The sequence below is a fragment of the Klebsiella sp. BIGb0399 genome, assembly GCF_003752615.1.
Classification (GTDB): Bacteria; Pseudomonadota; Gammaproteobacteria; order Enterobacterales; family Enterobacteriaceae; genus Klebsiella; species Klebsiella lignicola.
Genome location: NZ_RKHT01000006.1, coordinates 786,601 through 809,793 on the forward strand (window position 1 = coordinate 786,601; position 23,193 = coordinate 809,793).

The 23,193-nt window shown below is 56.4% G+C and carries 15 protein-coding genes and 1 pseudogene; 7 read left to right on the plus strand and 9 right to left on the minus strand.

Annotation, left to right across the window (positions count from 1 at the left end):
• Position 1 precedes the first annotated feature (1 nt).
• The 6 genes from mukF (at position 2) to EDF82_RS14350 (ending at position 9,824) form a co-directional block, all read left to right on the plus strand.
• On the plus strand, positions 2–1,324 hold the full coding sequence (gene mukF, locus EDF82_RS14325; RefSeq protein WP_032688584.1) for a chromosome partition protein MukF: 1,323 nt from the start codon (positions 2–4) through the stop codon (positions 1,322–1,324).
• A complete protein-coding gene (mukE, locus tag EDF82_RS14330; protein WP_123756179.1) occupies positions 1,305–2,009 on the plus strand; it encodes a chromosome partition protein MukE in 705 nt (234 codons plus the stop codon). Before mukF ends, mukE begins: the two co-directional genes overlap by 20 nt.
• Entirely contained in the window at positions 2,009–6,457 is a 4,449-nt protein-coding gene (gene mukB, locus EDF82_RS14335) for a chromosome partition protein MukB (protein WP_123756180.1), read from the plus strand. Before mukE ends, mukB begins: the two co-directional genes overlap by 1 nt.
• A 183-nt stretch (positions 6,458–6,640) precedes the next feature.
• The gene (gene ldtD, locus EDF82_RS14340; protein ID WP_123756181.1) at positions 6,641–8,431 is read left to right on the plus strand and encodes a L,D-transpeptidase; all 1,791 of its coding nucleotides are present in this window, start codon (positions 6,641–6,643) and stop codon (positions 8,429–8,431) included.
• A 180-nt stretch (positions 8,432–8,611) separates the two neighbouring features.
• The gene (locus EDF82_RS14345; protein WP_123756250.1) at positions 8,612–9,163 is read left to right on the plus strand and encodes a YcbK family protein; all 552 of its coding nucleotides are present in this window, start codon (positions 8,612–8,614) and stop codon (positions 9,161–9,163) included.
• Between the two features lie 13 nt (positions 9,164–9,176).
• Complete coding sequence (locus EDF82_RS14350) at positions 9,177–9,824, plus strand: MBL fold metallo-hydrolase (RefSeq protein WP_123756182.1); 648 nt, start codon at positions 9,177–9,179, stop codon at positions 9,822–9,824.
• A 63-nt stretch (positions 9,825–9,887) separates the two neighbouring features.
• On the opposite strand, the gene EDF82_RS14355 is transcribed toward EDF82_RS14350, so the two are convergent.
• The 4 genes from EDF82_RS14355 to pncB form a co-directional block, all read right to left on the minus strand.
• Complete coding sequence (locus EDF82_RS14355) at positions 9,888–11,078, minus strand: amino acid aminotransferase (protein WP_123756183.1); 1,191 nt, start codon at positions 11,076–11,078, stop codon at positions 9,888–9,890.
• Between the two features lie 186 nt (positions 11,079–11,264).
• Positions 11,265–12,350, minus strand: coding sequence for a porin (locus EDF82_RS14360; RefSeq protein ID WP_123756184.1), 1,086 nt, complete (start codon positions 12,348–12,350; stop codon positions 11,265–11,267).
• A 590-nt stretch (positions 12,351–12,940) separates the two neighbouring features.
• A complete protein-coding gene (gene asnS / locus EDF82_RS14365; protein ID WP_123756185.1) occupies positions 12,941–14,341 on the minus strand; it encodes an asparagine--tRNA ligase in 1,401 nt (466 codons plus the stop codon).
• Between the two features lie 165 nt (positions 14,342–14,506).
• The gene (gene pncB, locus EDF82_RS14370; RefSeq protein ID WP_123756186.1) at positions 14,507–15,709 is read right to left on the minus strand and encodes a nicotinate phosphoribosyltransferase; all 1,203 of its coding nucleotides are present in this window, start codon (positions 15,707–15,709) and stop codon (positions 14,507–14,509) included.
• 329 nt (positions 15,710–16,038) lie between these two features.
• Here pncB and pepN point away from each other — a divergent pair, with 329 nt between their 5' ends.
• On the plus strand, positions 16,039–18,654 hold the full coding sequence (gene pepN / locus EDF82_RS14375; protein WP_123756187.1) for an aminopeptidase N: 2,616 nt from the start codon (positions 16,039–16,041) through the stop codon (positions 18,652–18,654).
• 54 nt (positions 18,655–18,708) lie between these two features.
• Here pepN and ssuB read toward each other — a convergent pair whose 3' ends face one another.
• The 5 genes and pseudogenes from ssuB to ssuE all read right to left on the minus strand — a co-directional run bounded on the left by ssuB (position 18,709) and on the right by ssuE (position 22,955).
• The gene (gene ssuB / locus EDF82_RS14380) at positions 18,709–19,482 is read right to left on the minus strand and encodes an aliphatic sulfonates ABC transporter ATP-binding protein (protein WP_123756188.1); all 774 of its coding nucleotides are present in this window, start codon (positions 19,480–19,482) and stop codon (positions 18,709–18,711) included.
• Entirely contained in the window at positions 19,479–20,270 is a 792-nt protein-coding gene (gene ssuC, locus EDF82_RS14385) for an aliphatic sulfonate ABC transporter permease SsuC (RefSeq protein ID WP_123756189.1), read from the minus strand. Before ssuC ends, ssuB begins: the two co-directional genes overlap by 4 nt.
• A 12-nt stretch (positions 20,271–20,282) precedes the next feature.
• Positions 20,283–21,428: an FMNH2-dependent alkanesulfonate monooxygenase gene (gene ssuD, locus EDF82_RS14390; protein WP_123756190.1), complete on the minus strand. Its 1,146-nt coding sequence runs from the start codon at positions 21,426–21,428 to the stop codon at positions 20,283–20,285.
• Positions 21,367–22,387, minus strand: a pseudogene (locus EDF82_RS14395) (sulfonate ABC transporter substrate-binding protein). The gene ssuD and the pseudogene EDF82_RS14395 overlap by 62 nt, the downstream one beginning before the upstream one ends.
• On the minus strand, positions 22,380–22,955 hold the full coding sequence (gene ssuE, locus EDF82_RS14400; RefSeq protein WP_123756192.1) for an NADPH-dependent FMN reductase: 576 nt from the start codon (positions 22,953–22,955) through the stop codon (positions 22,380–22,382). Before ssuE ends, EDF82_RS14395 begins: the two are co-directional and overlap by 8 nt.
• Positions 22,956–23,193: the final 238 nt, after the last annotated feature.

Consider the following 23,193-nt stretch of genomic DNA (forward strand, 5'->3'; position numbering starts at 1 on the left):
TATGAGTGAATTTTCCCAGACAGTCCCCGAACTGGTTGCCTGGGCCAGAAAAAATGATTTTTCTATTTCGCTGCCGGTGGACAGACTCTCTTTTCTGCTGGCGGTTGCTACGCTGAACGGCGAGCGGCTCGAAGGGGAAATGACTGAGGGAGAACTGGTGGATGCGTTCCGCCACGTCAGTGATGCGTTTGAGCAGACCAGCGAAACCATCAGCCAGCGCGCCAATAACGCGATCAACGATATGGTGCGCCAGCGTCTGCTGAACCGCTTTACCAGCGAAATTACGGAAGGTAATGCGATTTATCGCCTGACGCCGTTGGGTATCGGCATTACCGACTACTATATTCGCCAACGCGAATTTTCTACTCTGCGCCTGTCGATGCAGCTGTCGATCGTTGCCGGTGAGCTTAAGCGCGCCGCCGATTCTGCTGAAGAGGGCGGCGATGAGTTTCACTGGCATCGCAACGTCTTTGCGCCGCTGAAATACTCGGTGGCTGAGATTTTCGACAGTATCGACCTGACGCAGCGCATCATGGATGAGCAGCAGCAGCTGGTCAAAGATGATATTGCTCAGTTGCTGAATAAAGACTGGCGTGCGGCGATCTCCAGCTGTGAACTGCTGCTGTCAGAAACCTCAGGCACGCTGCGTGAGCTGCAGGATACGCTGGACGCTGCGGGCGACAAGCTTCAGGCAAACCTGTTGAGAATTCAGGACGCGACAATCGCGCGCGATGATTTGCATTTTGTTGACCGTCTGGTTTTCGATCTGCAAAGCAAACTCGACCGCATCGTCAGCTGGGGCCAACAGGCTATCGACCTGTGGATCGGCTACGATCGTCACGTCCACAAATTTATCCGTACCGCCATCGATATGGATAAAAACCGCGTGTTCGCCCAGCGTCTGCGCCAGTCGATTCAAACCTACTTTGATGCACCGTGGGCATTGACCCACGCCAGCGCCGATCGTCTGCTGGATATGCGTGATGAAGAGATGGCGCTGCGCGACGAAGAGGTCACCGGGGAACTTCCGGCCGATCTGGAGTACGAAGAGTTTAACGAAATTCGCGAACAGCTTGCCGCGCTGATTGAAGCGCAGCTGGTGGTCTATAAAGACAAAGGTGTGCCGCTGGACCTGGGTCTGGTGGTGCGCGAATATCTGGCGCAGTATCCGCGGGCTCGCCATTTTGATGTGGCGCGAATCGTTGTTGACCAGGCCGTTCGCCTGGGCGTCGCACAAGCAGATTTCACCGGACTGCCGGCAAAATGGCAGCCGATTAATGATTACGGAGCCAAGGTACAGGCGCATGTCATCGACAAATATTGAACAAGTGATGCCAGTTAAACTGGCGCAGGCGTTGGGCAATCCGTTATTTCCGGCGCTGGATAGCGCCTTGCGTGCAGGCCGCCATGTGGGTCTGGACGAGCTGGATAATCACGCATTTTTGATGGATTTCCAGGACTACCTGGAAGAATTTTACGCTCGCTATAACGTTGAGCTGATTCGCGCGCCGGAAGGGTTTTTCTATCTGCGCCCGCGTTCCACCACGCTGATCCCGCGTTCGGTGCTGTCCGAACTGGATATGATGGTGGGCAAAATTCTTTGCTATCTCTACCTCAGCCCGGAACGTCTGGCCAATGAAGGGATCTTTACCCAACAGGAGCTGTACGATGAGCTGCTGAGCCTGGCCGACGAAGCCAAGCTGCTGAAACTGGTGAACAACCGCTCCACCGGGTCGGATCTCGACCGCCAGAAGCTGCAGGAAAAAGTCCGCGCTTCGCTTAACCGTCTGCGCCGTCTGGGCATGGTCTGGTTTATGGGCCATGACAGCAGCAAATTCCGCATTACCGAATCGGTGTTCCGCTTTGGCGCTGACGTGCGCGTGGGCGACGATCCGCGCGAAGCGCAGCTGCGCATGATTCGCGATGGCGAAGCGATGGCGCTGGAAAATCATCTGCAGCTTCATGACGAAAATGAAGAGCATCAGCCGGATAGCGGGGAGGAAGAGTAATGATTGAACGCGGTAAATTTCGCTCGCTAACGCTGGTTAACTGGAACGGCTTTTTTGCCCGAACCTTCGATCTGGATGAGCTGGTCACGACCCTCTCCGGCGGTAACGGGGCCGGGAAATCAACCACCATGGCGGCCTTCGTCACAGCGTTGATCCCTGACCTGACCCTGCTGCACTTCCGTAACACCACCGAGGCCGGCGCCACCAGCGGTTCGCGCGATAAAGGCCTGCACGGTAAGCTGCGTGCCGGGGTTTGTTATTCGGTGCTGGACGTTATCAACTCCCATCATCAGCGCGTGGTCGTGGGCGTGCGCCTGCAGCAGATCGCCGGTCGCGATCGTAAAGTGGATATCAAGCCCTTCGCGATCCAGGGGCTGCCGATGGCGATTCAGCCGACCCAGCTGCTGACCGAGACCCTGAACGAACGCCAGGCGCGTGTTCTGAGCCTCAATGAGCTGAAAGAAAAGCTCGAAGCGATGGAAGGGGTGCAGTTCAAGCAGTTCAACTCGATCACCGATTATCACTCGCTGATGTTCGATCTGGGCGTCGTCGCCCGTCGTTTACGCTCGGCCTCGGATCGTAGTAAATACTATCGCCTGATTGAAGCCTCGCTGTATGGCGGCATCTCCAACACCATTACCCGCTCGCTGCGCGACTATCTGTTGCCGGAAAACAGCGGCGTGCGTAAGGCGTTCCAGGACATGGAAGCCGCGCTGCGTGAAAACCGCATGACCCTTGAAGCGATCCGGGTGACGCAGTCCGATCGTGATCTGTTTAAACACCTGATCAGCGAAGCGACGAACTACGTGGCGGCGGACTACATGCGTCACGCCAACGAACGTCGGGTGCATCTGGACAAAGCGCTGGAGTACCGTCGCGACCTGTTTACCTCACGGGCGCAGCTGGCGGCAGAGCAGTATAAGCACGTCGATATGGCCCGCGAACTGCAGGAGCATAACGGCGCAGAGGGCGATCTGGAAGCTGATTATCAGGCGGCCAGCGACCATCTGAATCTGGTGCAAACCGCGCTGCGCCAGCAGGAAAAAATCGAGCGCTATGAAGCGGACCTCGAAGAGCTGCAGATTCGTCTTGAAGAGCAGAATGAAGTGGTCGCAGAAGCGACCGATCTGCAGGAAGAGAACGAAGCCCGCGCAGAAGCCGCTGAACTGGAAGTGGATGAGCTGAAAAGCCAGCTTGCCGACTATCAGCAGGCGCTGGACGTGCAGCAGACCCGGGCAATTCAGTACAACCAGGCGCTGCAGGCGCTAGAGCGTGCGAAAGCGCTGTGCCATTTGCCGGATTTAACGCCGGAAAGCGCTGGCGAATGGCTGGAAACCTTCCAGGCGAAAGAGCAAGAAGCGACGGAGAAAATGCTGTCGCTGGAACAAAAAATGAGCGTCGCGCAAACGGCGCACGGTCAGTTTGAACAGGCTTATCAGCTGGTCGCGGCGATTAACGGCCCACTGGCGCGTAATGAAGCCTGGGACATCGCGCGGGAACTGCTGCGTGATGGCGTGAATCAGCGACATCATGCCGAGCAAGCGCAAGGGCTGCGGAGTCGCCTGACCGAGCTGGAACAGCGCCTGCGCGAACAGCAGGATGCCGAACGTCAGCTGAGCGATTTCTGCAAGCGCCAGGGTAAACGCTACGACTTTGACGAGCTGGAAGCCCTGCATCAGGAGCTGGAAGCGCGTATTGCGTCGTTGTCCGATAGCGTCTCTTCCGCCAGCGAACAGCGCATGAACCTGCGCCAGGAGCTGGAACAGCTGCAGTCGCGCACCCAGTCTCTGCTGCGTCGTGCGCCGGTCTGGCTGGCGGCACAGAACAGCCTCAACCAGCTCTGCGAGCAGAGCGGCGAACAGTTTGAATCGAGCCAGGACGTCACCGAATATCTGCAGCAGCTGCTGGAGCGCGAGCGCGAAGCGATTGTTGAGCGTGACGAAGTTGGCGCACGTAAACGGGCCATTGACGAAGAGATCGAACGTCTCAGTCAGCCGGGCGGTTCTGAAGACCCGCGTCTTAATGCGCTGGCGGAACGTTTTGGCGGCGTGCTGTTGTCGGAAATTTATGACGATGTCAGCCTCGAAGATGCCCCGTACTTCTCCGCGCTGTACGGCCCGTCGCGCCATGCGATCGTGGTGCCGGATCTGTCGCAGATCACCGAACATCTTGAAGGGCTGGAAGATTGCCCGGAAGATCTCTATCTGATCGAGGGCGATCCGCAGTCATTCGATGACAGCGTATTCAGCGTCGATGAGATGGAAAAAGCGGTGGTGGTGAAGGTCGCCGATCGTCAATGGCGTTATTCACGCTTCCCGACGCTGCCGCTGTTCGGCCGCGCCGCACGTGAAAGCCGTATCGAGAGCCTGCACGCCGAACGTGAAGATTTGTCCGAGCGTTTTGCGACCCTCTCTTTTGATGTTCAGAAAACGCAGCGTCAGCATCAGGCTTTCAGCCGCTTTATCGGCAGTCATCTGGCGGTCGCCTTTGAAGACGATCCGGAAGAAGAAATCCGCAAGCTCAACAGCCGCCGTGGCGAGCTGGAGCGCGCGCTGACGACGCACGAAAGTGATAACCAGCAGAACCGGGTACAGTTTGAACAGGCGAAAGAGGGCGTCTCGGCCCTTAACCGTCTGCTGCCGCGTCTTAGCCTGTTGGCGGACGATACCCTGGCTGACCGGGTGGACGAAATTCAGGAACGTCTGGATGAAGCCCAGGAAGCCGCGCGCTTTATTCAGCAGCATGGTAATCAACTGGCGAAGCTGGAGCCGATCGTTTCGGTACTGCAAAGCGATCCGGAACAGTTTGAACAGCTGAAAGAAGACTATCTCTATTCGCAGCAGACGCAGCGTGATGCGCGTCAGCAGGCGTTTGCGCTGAGCGAAGTGGTGCAGCGTCGCGCCCACTTCAGCTACTCCGACTCGGCGGAAATGCTGAGCGGCAACAGCGATCTGAACGAAAAACTGCGCCAGCGTCTGGAGCAGGCCGAAACGGAACGTAGCCGCGCCCGTGAGGCAATGCGTAGCCATTCTGCGCAGCTGAACCAGTACAATCAGGTGCTGGCTTCGCTGAAAAGCTCTTATGACACCAAAAAAGAGCTGCTGGGCGATCTGTATAAAGAGCTGCAGGAGATCGGCGTTCGTGCCGATAGCGGTGCGGAAGAACGCGCCCGTTCGCGTCGCGATGAGCTGCATACGCAGTTAAGCAACAACCGCGCCCGCCGTAATCAGCTGGAGAAAGCGTTGACCTTCTGCGAAGCGGAAATGGACAACCTGACCCGCAAACTGCGTAAGCTTGAGCGTGACTACTGCGAAATGCGTGAGCAGGTGGTGAGCGCCAAAGCGGGCTGGTGTGCGGTCATGCGCCTGGTGAAAGACAACGGCGTCGAACGTCGCCTGCACCGTCGCGAGCTGGCCTATCTCTCTGCTGATGAACTGCGTTCGATGTCGGATAAAGCCCTCGGTGCGCTGCGTCTGGCGGTGTCGGATAACGAACACCTGCGCGATGTGCTGCGCGTCTCGGAAGATCCAAAACGTCCTGAACGTAAAATTCAGTTCTTTGTCGCCGTTTATCAGCATCTGCGCGAGCGTATCCGTCAGGATATTATTCGTACCGATGACCCGGTTGAAGCGATTGAACAGATGGAGATCGAGCTTAACCGTCTGACCGAAGAGCTGACTAACCGCGAACAGAAGCTGGCTATTAGCTCCCGCAGCGTTGCCAACATTATTCGTAAGACCATCCAGCGCGAGCAGAACCGTATCCGTATGCTCAACCAGGGTCTGCAGAGCGTCTCCTTCGGGCAGGTCAACAGCGTGCGGCTGAATGTCAACGTGCGGGAAACCCACTCGACGCTGCTTGACGTGTTGTCTGAACAGCATGAACAGCATCAGGACTTGTTTAACAGCAACCGTCTGACCTTCTCCGAAGCGCTGGCGAAACTGTATCAACGCCTGAATCCGCAGATTGATATGGGGCAGCGCACGCCGCAGACCATCGGCGAAGAGCTGCTCGACTACCGCAACTATCTGGAGATGGAAGTGGAAGTCAACCGTGGTTCCGACGGCTGGCTGCGTGCGGAATCCGGCGCGCTGTCGACCGGGGAAGCGATCGGTACCGGGATGTCAATTCTGGTGATGGTTGTGCAGAGCTGGGAAGACGAGTCTCGCCGCCTGCGCGGAAAAGACCTGTCGCCATGCCGCCTGCTGTTCCTCGATGAAGCGGCGCGTCTCGATGCCCGCTCTATCGCCACGCTGTTTGAGCTGTGCGAACGCCTCGAGATGCAGCTGATCATCGCGGCGCCGGAAAACATCAGTCCGGAAAAAGGCACCACCTACAAACTCGTGCGTAAAGTGTTTAATAATCACGAACACGTCCACGTGGTCGGGCTGCGCGGTTTTGCCGCCCAACTGCCGGAAACACTGCCGGGAACGGCGGATGCTTCCTGAGAGGGATGATTGATAGCTAGAAGGGCGACATGATGTCGCCCTTTTTGTTGTCGGATCTGCTACCGTAACGTTGTATAATCTTTAAACTTCTTTACATTTGGGAAGGCAAAAGCGCTTTCGCCTTCATATACTGAGAGTAAGCCCTAATTTGTGGGCAGCAATGTGTCAACAGGGGGGCAAGGGATGTTGCTAAAGAAACGGTATGGTTGTTCATTGTCAGCGCTGAGTTTGAGCCTGGCACTGGCATTTGCTCCACTGTTCAATGCCCAGGCCGAAGAGCCTGAAGTCGTACCAACGGACAGCTCCGCGACCTTAGGAGAGCTGTCTTCTGCGCTAAGCCAGAGCGTCGGCCAGTCGGCGGCGGTGGCCAAAATGGCCGGTGAGCAGCCTCAGGCTGCCGGAGCCGTAGAGAAAAGTCGCGCTGATATCACAGCCCTGCTACCAGCGGGCTACCAGCCGGTGTTTATGAATCCGCTGGTGGCGCTGTATGCGGCCAGGGACATGAAACCGATGTGGGAGAACCGCGAGGCGGTTCAGGCCTTCCAGCAGCAGCTGGCCGAGGTCGCCATCGCCGGGTTTCAACCGCAGTTCACCACCTGGGTGAGCCTGCTGACCGATCCGGCAGTCAACGGTATGGCACGCGATGTCGTGCTGTCTGACGCCATGATGGGCTACCTGCATTTTATCAGCGGCATTCCGGTACAGGGGAATCGCTGGCTGTATGGCACCAAACCGTACACGATGGCGACGCCGCCGCTGTCGGTGATTAATCAGTGGCAGCTAGCGCTGGATAACGGCGCGCTGGTGCCGTTTATTGCCGGACTGACGCCAACGCACCCGCAATATGAGGCGATGCACCGCGCGCTGCTGTCGCTGGTGGCGGATTCGCGTCCGTGGCCGCAGTTGACCGGCACGGCCTCGCTGCGACCGGGTGAGTGGAGCAACGATATTGGCGCGCTGCGTGAAATTTTACAGCGCAACGGCATGCTCGACGATGCCGCTAACATTGCCCTGCCGGGGGATGTCGTCAGCCCGTCGGCGGTGAAGAAAGGGAAAGCCGCGGCACGCGGGGTCTATGATCGCCCGCTTGTCGACGCGGTGAAGCGTTTTCAGGCCTGGCAGGGACTGGGTGCCGATGGCGTTATTGGTCAATCCACACGCGACTGGTTGAATGTCTCGGCGGCGCAACGCGCCGGGGTGCTGGCGTTAAATATTCAACGCTTACGCTTGCTGCCGGGCAAACTGTCGACCGGTATCATGGTGAATATCCCGGCATTCTCACTGGTCTACTACCAGGATGGCAGCCAGGTTCTGGCATCGCGGGTTATCGTCGGTCGTCCGGATCGTAAAACGCCGATGATGAGCAGCGCGCTGAATAACGTGGTGGTTAACCCGCCGTGGAACGTTCCGCCGACGCTGGCGCGCAAAGATATTCTGCCGAAGGTGCGTAACGACCCCGGTTATCTTGAACAGCACGGTTATACCGTGATGCGCGGCTGGAACAGCAAAGAGGCGATCGATCCGTACCGGGTTGACTGGTCGACGATCACCGAAAACAATCTGCCGTTCCGCTTCCAGCAGGCGCCAGGCGCGCGTAATTCACTGGGTCGCTATAAGTTCAACATGCCAAGCTCCGATGCCATCTATCTGCATGATACGCCGAACCATAACCTGTTCCAGAAAGATGTCCGGGCGTTAAGCTCCGGCTGCGTGCGGGTGAATAAAGCCTCTGAACTGGCGAATATGCTGTTGCAGGATGCGGGCTGGAACGATACGCGGATTTCCGATGCGCTGAAGCAGGGCGACACCCGTTATGTGAATATCCGTCAAAATATTCCGGTCAATCTTTACTATTTAACCGCGTTCGTCGGCTCCGATGGCCGCATGCAATATCGTACAGATATTTACAATTACGATCTCACCGCGCGATCTGGCGCACAAATTCTGCCAAAAGCGGAACAATTAATCAGGTAAATGAAGTAGTTCAACAAAATTTGTTGTCCTAACTCTCGGTGGAAACAGGCTCTGTGCGTCTGCAGGGCCTGTATTTACTGGGGTTAGGCTACCTTGACGTTGGCAATAATGCCCGGTAAGGTGCCTTTCGTGCGCCAGAAGTGCATATATTCGATTCATTTACTTGTAGACCTGATTATCATGGACAAATTTGACGCTAATCGCCGCAAACTGCTGGCGTTAGGCGGGGCTGCGCTCGGTGCTGCAGCCATCCTGCCTGCGCCGGCATTTGCCACCCTCTCGACCCCCCGACCGCGTATTCTGACGTTGAATAACCTGCATACTGGTGAATCACTCAAGGCGGAGTTTTTCGATGGCAGAGGCTATATTCAGGATGAATTAGCAAGACTTAATCATTTCTTCCGCGATTTCCGCGCGAATAAAATTAAGACTATCGATCCGAGTTTGTTTGATCACCTCTATCGTCTGCAGGGATTACTTGGCACGAATAAACCTGTCCAGCTCATCTCTGGCTATCGTTCACTCGATACCAATGACGAGCTTCGCGCACGAAGCCGTGGTGTGGCTAAACATAGCTATCACACCAAGGGACAGGCCATGGATTTTCATATTGAAGGCATTTCGTTAAGCAATGTTCGCAAAGCGGCGTTATCTATGGGCGCAGGTGGTGTAGGATACTACCCACGTAGCAATTTTGTGCATATTGATACCGGTCCGGTCAGGCACTGGTAACGAAAGGAGCATCATGAACTATCGTATTATTCCGGTCACCGCGTTCGCTCAGAACTGTTCTTTAATCTGGTGTGAACAAACCCGGCTCGCCGCATTGGTCGATCCGGGCGGCGACGCCGAGCGAATCAAACAGGAAGTGGCCGCAGCGGGCGTTAGCCTGATGCAGATTTTGCTCACCCACGGTCATCTCGACCACGTTGGTGCGGCGGCTGAACTGGCACAGCATTATGGTGTGCCGGTTATCGGCCCGGAAAAAGAAGATGAGTTCTGGCTGGAAGGGCTGCCAGCGCAAAGCCGGATGTTCGGTCTGGAAGATTGCCAGCCGCTGCAGCCGGACCGCTGGCTCAATGAAGGCGATGTGGTCAGCGTAGGGAATGTCTCTCTGCAGGTACTGCACTGCCCGGGGCATACGCCTGGACACGTTGTCTTTTTTGATGATGCTTCACGCTTGCTGATTTCCGGCGATGTGATTTTTAAAGGGGGAGTCGGGCGCAGCGATTTCCCACGCGGCGATCATGGGCAGCTGATTGATGCGATTAAACGTAAATTATTGCCGTTAGGTGATGATGTGACGTTTATTCCTGGTCACGGTCCGATATCGACGCTGGGCTATGAGCGTCTGCACAACCCCTTCCTGCAGGATGAAATGCCGGTCTGGTAATTTATCGTGTGGGGAATGTAATAAAGGCCGCGTCAGCGGCCTTTATTTTTTCTGCCGGCGAGATTACAGCACGGCGACGATCGCTTCACACAGCGGCGCCATGTTATCTGGCGTCATGCCCGCCACGTTGATACGCCCGGAAGCCACGGCGTAGATGCCGAACTCTTCACGCAGACGCAGTACCTGCTCTTTGGTCAGGCCGCTAAACGAGAACATGCCGTTTTGCTTGATGATGAAAGAGAAGTCACGGCTGGCGCCTTTTTCCTGCAGCGTATTAACAAACAGCAGACGCATGCGCTGAATGCGCTGGCGCATATCGGTCAGCTCTTGTTCCCAGATTGCACGCAGTGCGTCATTGCTGAGGATCGTGGCGACCACGGAAGCACCGTGAGCCGGCGGGTTGGAGTAGTTGGCGCGGATCACCGACTTCATCTGGCTGAACGCGCGGTCAACGGTATCGGCATCGGCGGCCACCAGCGTACAGGCACCGACACGCTCGTTATACAGACCGAAGTTCTTCGAGTAGGAGCTGGCAACCAGCAGCTCTTTATGCAGCGCAACGAATGCACGCAGACCTTCAGCATCTTCTTCCAGACCACGGGCAAAGCCCTGGTAGGCGAAATCGAACAGCGGTAGCCAGCCTTTTTCGACGGACATCTGTGCCAGCTGTTGCCACTGATCCAGCGTCGGGTCGATACCGGTTGGGTTATGGCAGCAACCGTGGAACAGAACCACGTCACCCGCCTGGGCTTCACTGAGGCTTGCCAGCAGACCGTCAAAATCCAGCGCGTGGTTGGCCGCATCGTAATAGGTGTATTCACATACTTCGAGGCCGGCGGAGTTGAACACGCTCTTGTGGTTCGGCCAGCTTGGGTTGCTTACCCAGACGCGTTTTGCCGAGGTATTTTTGGCCAGGAAGTCTGCGGCAACGCGCAGAGCACCGGTGCCACCTGGCGTCTGAGCGGTACGTGCGCGCTTATCGCTGACGATCGGGCTACCTTTACCAAACAGCAGCTCCTGAGTGCAGCGGCCAAACTCCGGAATACCGTCGATACCCAGATAGTTTTTCGTGGTTTCATTTTCCAGCAGGTATTGCTCTGCTTTTTTGACACTGGTCAGGACCGGGGTTTTTCCCGTTTCATCTTTGTAAACACCAATTCCGAGGTTAATTTTAGTCGGACGGTCATCGGCACGAAACAGATCGGCCAGGCCTAAAATGGGGTCAGCAGGGGCGGCAGTAATGTTCTCAAACATGACGAGGTTCCATTGTGATTACTGAGGGAATTTCGCTATCAGGGTAACGGGAGATTTACAAATTGCCAACCGTTTGCGACAAAAAGCGAGAAGGTTTTCGAAAGTTACGATCTTTATCTTACTAAATGAGAAAAGCAGGACCGAAGTCCTGCTTTTTAGGCATATCACGAAGGGGTGTACTGCAGATTAGAACTGGTAAACGATACCAACAGCTGCCTGGTCGTCGGTAGCAACGCCAGCAGTTTTGGTGTAATCGTTGTCGTCCAGCAGGTTGAATTTGTATGCTGCGTAGACGTTCATGTTCTTGTTGAAGTAGTACCAGGTACCCAGTTCAACGTATTTAACCAGGTCAGCATCGCCGCCGGAGAAGCCAGCACGGCCCTGCAGGTCTTTACCTTTGGTCTGTACGTAACCAACGGACGGACGCAGACCGAAGTCGAACTGGTACTGAGCAACGGCTTCAAAGTTCTGAGTTTTGCCGGCGAAGTAGTTACCCTGGTTTTCCGGGGTCATGTTGTAAGTCTGGGAGTACATCACTGCAGCGTAGACGTTGTTCGCATCATACTTCGCAGAAGTTGCCCATGCTTCAGCTTTGTCGCCGTTGCCATCAGCTTTCTGATCTACGCTACGGTTAGAGCTGGAGTAGCCAGCAGACAGCGCGATACCGTTGTCAAACGCGTAGGTTGCGGAGGTGCTGACGCCGTCGCCGTTCTGTTTGTGAACGTTACGAGTGCTTGCGTCGTTTTTGCCCTGGTACTGCAGCGCGAAGCTCAGGCCGTCAACCAGACCGAAGAAGTCAGAGTTACGATAGGTTGCAACGCCGTTGGTACGGCCAGTCATGAAGTTGTCGGTGTAGTTCCAGCCGTCGCCGCCCCACTCAACCAGCATATCGGTTGCAGCTTCAACGTCGTAGATCGCACCGTAGTTACGACCGTAGTCGAATGAACCGTATTCACCCGCTTTCAGACCAGCGAATGCCAGACGAGTTTTAGTCCCCTGGGAACCTTCAACGTTGGACGCGTCCATGTTGTATTCCCACTGGCCGTAACCGGTCAGCTGGTCGTTGATCTGGGTTTCGCCTTTCAGGCCGATACGAGCGTAGGTGGTGTCTTCGCTGCTGGTGTCACCGTTGGTGGTCCAGACGTGCTCGCCAACCATTTTGCCGTAGAAATCCAGTTTGTTGCCGTTTTTGTTATAGATTTCTGCAGCATTCGCTGCGCCGGCTACCAGCAGGGCAGGAATTACCACTGCCAGAATATTGCGCTTCATCATTATTTATTACCCTCATTAATATTTTTATATGAACACTTGCCACTGCCGCCAATACATTCTGTCAATAAAAACTTACAGAACCATTGATGATAGTTTGGTGTCTGAAGGCATCTTTCCATCCGCGCCAGCGTTTCGCTAGCCGGAAAATGCTACCAATGTCGCATATGAGTAACAATAAGAAAGAGTATGTAACAAAATGTGTTTTTTAGGGAACTTTGTGAACTCAATCAAAATTCCGTTCCACTTTGTGCGTTAAATCGCCAACCTATATATATCTATATGAATTAATTATGATTAATTTATATAAAGCCGCGATTGTGCATTTTATGGCTGCATTTCGCTTTTTTTTCGCTCAGCGTTTGTCTTTGCATCTCGTGCTGCGGGAGGTTAAAAAATGAACAAAATTATCAGGTGTTTCACCGAGAAATGAACATAAGATGCGATTTATCCTTACTCAGGGAGTCGTAATAGTGAGTAACATAAATGTGACGCGGAAGGGTTGATGTTTAGATTAATTAAGATTCGTTAACAAATCTTGACATAAAAAAAGGCCAGCATACGCTGGCCTTTCGGGTAATAAGGAAAAACAATCAGAATGTGGCGCTACGCGGGGTCCGCGGGAACGCAATCACATCACGCACGTTCTGTACGCCGGTGACATAGGCGATCAGACGCTCAAAGCCCAGACCGAAGCCAGAGTGCGGAACGGTGCCATAACGACGCAGATCGCGGTACCACCAGTAGTCTTCTTTATTCAGGCCCATTTCTGCCATGCGGGCATCCAGCACGTCCAGACGCTCTTCACGCTGAGAACCGCCGATGATTTCGCCGATACCCGGTGCCAGAACATCCATTGCCGCGACGGTTTTACCGTCTTCGTTAAGGCGCATATAGAACGCCTTGATGTCTTTCGGGTAGTTTTTGACGACGACCGGTGCTTTGAAGTGCTCTTCTGCCAGATAGCGCTCATGCTCGGAAGAGAGGTCTACGCCCCAGTACACCGGGTTTTCAAACTGCTTGCCGCAGTTTTCCAGAATGGTGACAGCATCGGTGTAATCGACCTGGGCGAAATCGGCATCAATAAAGCGTTCCAGACGCGATACGGCTTCTTTATCTACGCGCTCGGCGAAGAATTTCATATCGTCGGCACGCTCTTCCAGCACCGCTTTGAAGACATACTTCAGCATGGCTTCCGCCAGGCCGGCAACGTCGTTCAGGTTAGCGAAGGCCACTTCCGGCTCCAGCATCCAGAACTCCGCAAGGTGGCGGCTGGTGTTGGAGTTTTCGGCGCGGAAAGTCGGGCCGAAGGTGTAGATTTTGGACAGCGCGCAGGCATACGTTTCACCGTTCAGCTGGCCGGATACGGTCAGGAACGACTCTTTGCCGAAGAAGTCTTTATCGAAATCCACTTTGCCCTGATCGTTGCGCGGCAGGTTTTCCAGATCCAGGGTGGAAACGCGGAACATTTCGCCGGCACCTTCGGTATCGGATGCGGTGATCAGCGGCGTCGATACCCAGAAGAAACCTTGCTCGTCAAAGAAACGATGCAGTGCTTGCGCCAGGGTATGACGAACACGGGCAACGGCGCCAATCAGGTTGGTACGCGGGCGCAGGTGCGCGACTTCACGCAGGTACTCAATGCTGTGGCGCTTAGCGGCCATCGGATAGGTATCCGGATCTTCGACCCAGCCGGTCACTTCTACGCTGCTGGCCTGAATTTCGAAGCTCTGGCCCTGGCCCTGAGATGCCACGACTTTACCGGTGACGATGACCGAACAGCCGGTAGTCAGACGCAGCACTTCCTGATTGTAATTGGGCAGAGAATTACTAATGACGGCCTGTACAGGATCAAAGCAGGAACCGTCATAGACGGCCAGGAAGGAAAAGCCAGCTTTTGAATCTCGGCGAGTACGCACCCATCCGCGCACGGTGACTTCGCTGTCAACGGCAACACGGCCCTGGAGTACGTCGGCTACAGGCACAACGCTCATAATAGTCTCTCTATTCGTAGTCCAATAAAAAAATCTGTATCCCCCGGTGATGGGGGGATATCTATGTTACCTGTCATCTTCCATCAGACAAGTAGATTTCGCACCGCGAAGGGGAGAATTCGGAAATAAATAAAGGAAAGGAGCCAGAACGGCTCCTTATGATGATTAACTGGCCTTTTTCACCGGCGGTAGATCGAAGGCTTTACGCAGCGCCCGGACAAAGGCTTTATCGTGGCAGATGGTTTTGCCGGGGCTGTCAGAGAGTTTGGCGACGGGCTTACCGTTACACTCCACGAGCTTGATGACGATATTGAGCGGTTTCACCTGAGGAATGTCGCAGGTTAAGCGCGTACCAATTCCGAAGCTGAGATTAACCCGTGACGCGAAGTGGCGATATAAATCCACCGCTTTGGCCAGATCGAGATTATCGGAGAACACCAGCACTTTACTCAGCGGGTCGATCCCCAGCTTGTGGTAGTGCGCGATGGCTTTCTCTCCCCACTCAACCGGATCGCCGGAATCATGGCGCAGGCCCTGATAGCGGGTGGCAAACTCCGGGCCGAAATCTCGCAGGAACGCATCCATGGTAATGCAGTCGGTCAGGGCGATCCCCAACTGGTCGGGGTACTCTTCCAGCCATGCGGCCAGTGCCGCGCGCTGGCTGCTGGCGAGGTTAGGGCTAATTTGCTGATGCGCCTGGAACCATTCGTGTGCCTGGGTGCCCATGGGCGTCAGATTCAGGCGGCGGGCCAGATCGTAGTTGCTGGTGCCGACAAACCACGGCTCCTGCTGCAGGCGTTCAACGATGGCCTGCTGCACCTCACGCGAGAAACGGCGGCGGGTGCCGAAGTCCATCAGGCGGAAGCCGCTGAGATCGAGGTCGGCGGTCATCTGCCTGAAATCGGCCAGCTTGTGTTCGAGCGTGTCCAACGCCAAATCGACGCTGATTTCCGGCGAGCGATAATGGTGAACCAGCTCGCTGATCACTGCCAGCAGCGGGACTTCCCACATGATCACTTCACGCCACGGGCCGGACAGGCGAATATTCAACTTGCCGTTGTCATTGCTGACGCTGACCTGGCTCGGGTCGTAACGGAAGTCACGCAGCCAGTCGAGGTAATCCTGAGAAAAGAACGGTAGGGTAGACAACCAGTGATATTCATCGTCCTGCAGCGTCAGGTCACGCATGGTCTCAACCTGCTCGCGGATCGCATCGGCATAGATACCAAGCAGATCGTCGCCGCGGCAGCGGAACTCCGCCGCAACATGCACATCTTCGTAGCGGTGGAAGACAGCCTGCTGCATATGCAGCTTGTAGGCATCCGTATCAAGCAGCGAGTGCAGTACAGGAGAAGTGAATTGTGTCATGGTGCGCAGTAGCGTCCTCTCACTGGAGCGTTTCCATCAAAACCGAAGCAGAAAAAAGGAGGCGGAGTATACCTTTATTACCCGACTCTGTCCCGCAGTGGCGATCGATGGCGACGCTGGCGGTCATTTGCGAGGCCTAGTTTAATATATTGAACAGGGATCACACCACAAGCTTTATAGCGGGTCGAGTGCATTTCGTGCCTCTAATGTTATCGATATGTAGCAATTTTCGTGTTTGGCATTGAAAAGATGAAGATTCTGCGTAGCGCGATCTACACAACAGGAATAGACTGGGTTTGACACTTTATGGAACATGCTAAAGGTTTTTTATGACACAACAGCCCCAAGCCAAATACCGCCACGATTACCGTGCGCCGGATTATCTGATTAGCGATATCGATTTGACCTTTGACCTGGATGCCGAGAAAACCGTTGTTACGGCAGAGAGTAAAGTCTCCCGTCACGCGGCGGCGTCTGATGTGCCGTTGCGTCTGGATGGCGAAGACCTGACGCTGGTCTCCCTGAACGTGGATGGCCAGCCGTGGAGCCACTATAAAGAAGAAAATAACCAACTGGTGATCGAAGGATTACCGGAACATTTCACCCTGACTATCGTCAATGAAATCAGCCCGGCGGCCAATACCGCGCTGGAAGGCCTGTATCAGTCCGGCGAAGCGCTGTGCACCCAATGTGAAGCCGAAGGGTTCCGACATATTACCTGGTATCTGGATCGCCCGGATGTCCTGGCGCGTTTCACCACCAAAATTATCGCCGATAAAGCGAAGTATCCGTACCTGCTCTCCAACGGCAACCGCGTTGCGCAGGGGGAACTGGAACAGGGGCGTCACTGGATCCAGTGGCAGGACCCGTTCCCGAAACCGTGCTATCTGTTTGCGCTGGTGGCCGGCGATTTCGACGTGCTGCGCGATACCTTCAAAACCCGCTCCGGGCGTGAAGTGGCGCTGGAGCTGTTCGTTGACCGCGGCAACCTCGATCGCGCGCCGTGGGCGATGACGTCGCTGAAAAACTCCATGAAATGGGACGAAACCCGTTTCGGCCTCGAGTACGACCTCGACATCTATATGATTGTCGCCGTCGACTTCTTCAATATGGGCGCCATGGAGAACAAAGGACTGAACGTCTTTAACTCCAAATACGTGCTGGCCCGTACCGATACCGCGACCGATAAAGACTACCTCGATATCGAACGGGTGATTGGCCACGAATATTTCCATAACTGGACCGGTAACCGCGTCACCTGTCGCGACTGGTTCCAGTTGAGCCTCAAAGAGGGGCTGACCGTCTTCCGCGATCAGGAGTTCAGCTCCGACCTCGGTTCACGTGCGGTCAACCGGATTAGTAACGTTCGCACCATGCGCGGCATGCAGTTCGCTGAAGATGCCAGCCCGATGGCCCATACTATCCGCCCGGATATGGTCATTGAGATGAACAACTTCTACACCCTGACGGTATATGAAAAAGGGGCGGAAGTGATCCGCATGCTGCACACCTTGTTGGGCGAAGCCAACTTCCAGAAAGGGATGCAGCTGTACTTCGAACGTCATGACGGCAGCGCCGCCACCTGCGACGACTTTGTCCAGGCGATGGAAGATGCGTCCAATGTCGACCTGTCCCATTTCCGTCGCTGGTACAGCCAGTCCGGTACGCCGGTGGTGAGCGTCCATGATGACTACAACCCGGAAACCGAACAGTATACTTTGACCATCAGCCAGCGTACTCCGCCGACCGCGGAACAGCCGGAAAAACAGCCGCTGCACATTCCGTTCGACATCGAACTGTATGACAACGAAGGCAAGGTGATCCCGCTGCAGAAGGGCGGTCATCCGGTGCATCATGTGCTGAACGTGACCCAGGCCGAGCAGACGTTTGTGTTCGACAACGTCTACTTCCAGCCGGTACCGGCGCTGCTGTGCGAATTTTCCGCTCCGGTGAAGCTGGAGTATAAATGGAGCGATCAACAGCTGACGTTCCTGATGCGCCATGCGCGTAACGACTTCTCCCGCTGGGATGCTGCGCAGAGCCTGCTGGCAACCTACATCAAGCTGAACGTCAATCGCCATCAGCAGGGTCAGCCGCTGTCGCTGCCGATTCATGTGGCCGACGCGTTCCGCGCGATCCTGCTGGATGAGAAGATTGACCCGGCGCTGGCGGCAGAAATTCTGACGCTGCCTTCCGCCAACGAAATCGCGGAATTGTTTGCCATCATCGATCCGATCGCCATTGCGGCGGTACGGGAAGCGCTGACCCGCACGCTGGCGAAAGAGCTGGCGGACGAGTTCCTGGCAATCTACAACGCCAACAAGCTCGCGAGCTATCGCGTGGAACATGCCGATATCGGCAAACGTTCACTGCGCAATACCTGCCTACGTTACCTGGCGTTCGGCGACGTTGAGCTGGCAAACAAACTGGTCGTCGCGCAGTATCATCAGGCGGACAATATGACCGACGCGCTGGCGGCACTGTCGGCGGCGGTGGCGGCGGAACTGCCGTGCCGCGATGCGCTGATGCAGGAGTATGACGATAAGTGGCATCAGGACGGTCTGGTGATGGATAAATGGTTTATCCTGCAGTCCACCAGCCCGGCGGCGAATGTCGTGGAAACGGTGCGCGGCCTGCTGAATCACCGCTCCTTCAGCATCAGCAACCCGAACCGCGTTCGTTCGCTGATTGGCGCCTTTGCCGGCAGCAACCCGGCGGCGTTCCATGCGGAAGACGGCAGCGGCTACCAGTTCCTGGTTGAAATGCTGACTGAACTCAACAGCCGTAACCCGCAGGTGGCGTCTCGCCTGATTGAGCCGTTGATTCGTCTGAAACGTTACGATGCCAAACGTCAGGCGCTGATGCGTGGGGCGCTGGAGCAGCTGAAAGGTCTGGAGAATCTCTCCGGGGATCTGTTCGAAAAAATCAGTAAAGCACTGGCGTAACGGTCAGGGGATCCCCGGTACGCGCAGCGCGACCGGGGAGATCAAAAACGGTGGTTAACCGTGATTCAATAAGCGCGGCGCAGACTCGCTCTTGCCGCGCTGCATAACCCGGTCCAGCACCTCGGCTTCCAGCTCGGCCAGGCGCGCCGAACCGGTCCGCCGTGGACGTGGAATATCCACCACTAAATCCAGCCCAATTTTACCGTCTTCAATCAACAGCACCCGGTCGGCCATCGCCACCGCTTCGCTGACGTCATGCGTCACCAGCAGCACGGTGAAGCCATGTTGTTCCCACAACGACACAATCAAATCCTGCATTTCCAGGCGGGTTAACGCATCCAGCGCCCCCAGCGGCTCGTCGAGCAGCAGCAGGCCCGGACGGTGAATCAAGGCGCGGGCCAACGCCACCCGCTGCTTTTGCCCGCCGGAGAGCGCCGCCGGCCAGTCGCCGGCACGGCTTTCCAGACCCACGCTGGCCAATGCCTGGCGGGCCGCGTCGTGCCAGGCGCCTTTCAGGCCCAGTCCGACGTTGTCGATCACCGTTTTCCATGGCAGCAATCGCGCATCCTGAAACATCATTCGCGTATCGTCCTGGATCTGCGCCAGCGGGGTGGCACCGGCCAGCAGTTCGCCATCATTGGGCTTTTCCAGCCCGGCGAGCAGACGCAGCAGGGTGCTTTTGCCGCCGCCGCTGCGCCCGACTACCGCGACAAATTGCCCGGTAGGAATATGTAAATCCAGCGCGTTCAGAATGGTATTGTCGCCGTAGCGCTTACTTACGCCGTTCAGTAACAGCGGGATCCCTGGGTTGAGACGGGCTGTGGTCATGCGTTGGCCTCCTGAAGATGATAAGCCGGGTTCCAGCGTAACCACACGCGCTCCAGCAGCTGTGCGCTGACGTCGGCCAGTTTGCCAAGAATGGCGTAAAGAATGATGGCTACCACCACCACATCGGTTTGTAAAAACTCGCGGGCGTTCATGGCCAGATAACCAATGCCGGCGTTGGCGGAGATGGTTTCGGCCACGATCAGCGTCAGCCACATCAGGCCAAGGGCGAAGCGGATCCCGACCATGATGGAGGGCAGGGCGCCTGGCAGAATCACATGGCGGAAGAGGGCAAAGCCGGATAAGCCGTAGCTCCGCGCCATCTCCAGCAGCCCACGGTCGATGTTACGAATGCCGTGCCAGGTGTTGATGTAAATAGGGAACATGGTCCCCAGCGCGACGAGGAAAATTTTGGCGCTTTCGTCAATGCCGAACCATAAAATCACCAGCGGAATCAGGGCCAGATGCGGCACATTGCGCAGCATCTGAATCGAGGTATCCAGCAGACGTTCGCCCCAGCGCGAGAGGCCACTGATCAGCCCGAGCACCAGCCCGATAGAGCCGCCGATGGCAAAGCCCAGCAGCGCACGCCATGAGCTGATAGCCAGATGCTGCCACAGCTCGCCGCTGGCGGAGAGCGTCCAGAAGGCTTTCAGGACCCCCTCCGGAGAGGGGAGAATGCGGGTGGATAACCAGCCGACCGACGACGCGAGTTGCCAGATGATGACGGTTCCCACCGGCAGCAGCCAGGGAGCAACCCGCATCAGCAGTTTTTGCGCAGACCTTGCCATGATGTGTGCTCCTTAGCTTTGCGCGACTTTACGCGGGATAAACTCATTGGCGACCGCTTCGCCCTGTTGGCGCAGGCTCTGCGGTTGCGGAACCGACGGAATATTGACATCCAGCAGCGGGAACAGCAGCTCCCCGACGCGATAAGCTTCTTCAAGATGCGGGTAGCCGGAGAAGATAAAGCTATCGATACCCAGTGCCGCGTATTCATTGATGCGCTCGGCCACGGTGGCCGCATCGCCCACCAGCGCGGTTCCGGCGCCGCCACGTGCCAGCCCGACGCCAGCCCACAGGTTGGGGCTGATTTCCAGTTTGTCACGCTGACCGTTATGCAACGCCGCCATCCGCTGTTGGCCGACCGAGTCGGTTTTGGCGAAGGCCGCCTGCGCGCGGGCAATGGTCTCATCATCAAGGTGCGAAATGAGGCTGTCAGCCGCCTGCCAGGCCTCTTCATTGGTTTCCCGGACAATCACATGCAGACGGATCCCGAAGCGGACCTGGCGACCATGACGCGCGGCTTTTTCCCGCACCTGGGCAATTTTTTCCGCCACCTGCTCCGGCGGTTCTCCCCAGGTCAGATAGAGGTCGACCTGTTCCGCCGCCAGATCCTGCGCGACGTCAGAGGATCCGCCGAAGTAGAGCGGCGGCCGCGGCTGCTGGATCGGGGGAAACAGCAGCTTCGCGCCGCGCACCCGCTGGTGATTACCGTTATAAGTGACCGTTTCTCCCTCCATCAGGCGGCGCCAGATATGGGTAAATTCCGCGGAGGCTTCATAGCGCTCGGTATGGTCGAGGAATACCCCGTCGCCGGCCAGCTCCTGCGGATCGCTACCTGTTACCAGGTTAAACAACGCCCGGCCGTTGGACAGGCGGTCGAGCGTTGCGGCCTGGCGAGCGGCAACCGTCGGGGACATCACGCTGGGGCGCAGGGCCACGAGAAACTTCAGCCGTTGCGTCACCGGGATCATCGAGGCGGCAACCAGCCAGGCATCTTCGCAGGAGCGGCCGGTCGGGATCAGCACGCCGGTAAACCCAAGACGGTCGGCGGTTTGTGCGATCTGTTGCAGATAACCATGATCTACCGGACGAGCGCCTTCGTCAGTGCCAAGATAGCGGCCATCGCCGTGGGTCGGTAAAAACCAGAACATATTTAAACTCATGATTTTGCTCCTTGCGCCACGGCGGGCTGCCAGATTCGGGTGCGGATATCGACTTTTTTCGGTACCAGTTTGTTCTCATAGAACAGGTCGGCGGTTTGCTGCTGGCGAGCGGCCGTTTCGGCACTGACCGGGGTAATGGTAGTGGGCGGGCGATGGTCAAGATAGCTGGCGATCACCGCTTCCGGCACACCCATGGTTTTCGCCAGTAAGGTAATGCTTTGCGGGCGCTGGCTCAGGGTCAGGGCATCCGCCTGGCTGAATGTTTCCAGTACGCCGGTAATAAAGGCCGGGTTTTTGTCGGCATAGGGGCGCGCTGCGAGATAGAAAGAGCCGGTTTGTTTCAGGTCGCTGCCATCTTTCAACACCCGGGCGTGGGTTTGCTGCAGCGCCGCAGAGTAGTACGGATCCCAGATAGCCCAGGCATCCACGTTGCCCTGCTGGAACGCCGCTCGAGCGTCGGCAGGAGCCAGATAGACCGGTTGAATATCGCTGATTTTCAGGCCAGCTTGCTGTAGGGCCCGCAGCAGCAGGTTGTGGGAGCTGGAACCTTTCTGGAACGCGACTTTACGTCCTTTGAGTTCCGCCACGCTTTTTATCGGACTGTCCTGGGCCACCAGAATCACTTCCGCTTTGGGCTTCGGCGGTTCGGCACCGACGTAAACCAGATCGGCTCCGGCGGCCTGGGCAAATATCGGCGGAATGTCACCGGTACTGCCCAGATCGATGCTGCCGACATTTAACGCTTCGAGCATCTGCGGTCCCGCCGGGAATTCCACCCAGGAGATGGTGGTATGCGGATAGCGTTTTTCCAGCAGCTGGTGGCTTTTGGCCAGCACCATGCTGACGCTGCCTTTTTGGTAGCCGATGCGCAGCGCGTCAGGCGCGCTTTCCGCCGCGTGGCTCAGGGCAGAAAACGTCAGTAACCCGCTGAGGGTCAGGGTTCGCAGGATTTTACGCATGCTCCACCCCGCGAATGCTCTTGAGGCCAGGGGCCCGGCTGGCGGTGCGGTGCAGCGCTTGCCAGAATGTTTCCAGCGCCTGATCGAGGCGGCCCTGCAGGTTGGGCGTAAACTGCGGCTTGTGCTGATAGTCGGTAATCTGGCTATCGTCAGCAAAGACGCCGTGGAGGATCTCCTGGGCTTTCAGGGCGTTGAGAACCGGCTTCAGGGCATAATCCACCGCCAGCATATGGGCGATAGTGCCGCCGGTGGCCAGCGGCAGGACGATTTTCCCCTCCAGCGCCCGCTCCGGAAGCAGGTCGAGCAGGGTCTTCAGGGCGCCGGAAAATGATGCTTTATAGACCGGGGTGGCGATAATCAGCCCGTCAGCGCCGGACAGTTGTTCGTTAAGGGTCTGCAGCGCCGGGCTATCGAAACGGGCATAAAGCAGGTCTTCCGGGGCAAAGTTTTGCAGGTGCCAGTGGCAAACTTCAACATCAGCCGCGGAGAGTGTTGCTCTGGCATATTCCAGAAGCGCACTGGAACGGGAAGGGTAGCGCGGGCTGCCCGCAAGTGTAATGACACGCATCGTCTCTCTCCTTATAACTAAATGTTTGCATTTATCTATAATTGATAACATTTGCGTGCAGTGTGACAGAGGCGATTTATTTCCCTAAATGATTTTTCCACCCTTGTTTTGTCAGAATTTGCATAATGGAAGGGAAGAGAAGAAAACGTTTGCGTCGGATGCGAGATTTTTTGTTGTAGGTCAATTCCCTTTCTGGCGCCGATCGAACATAATACGCCCCCGGTTTGCCACCGGGAAT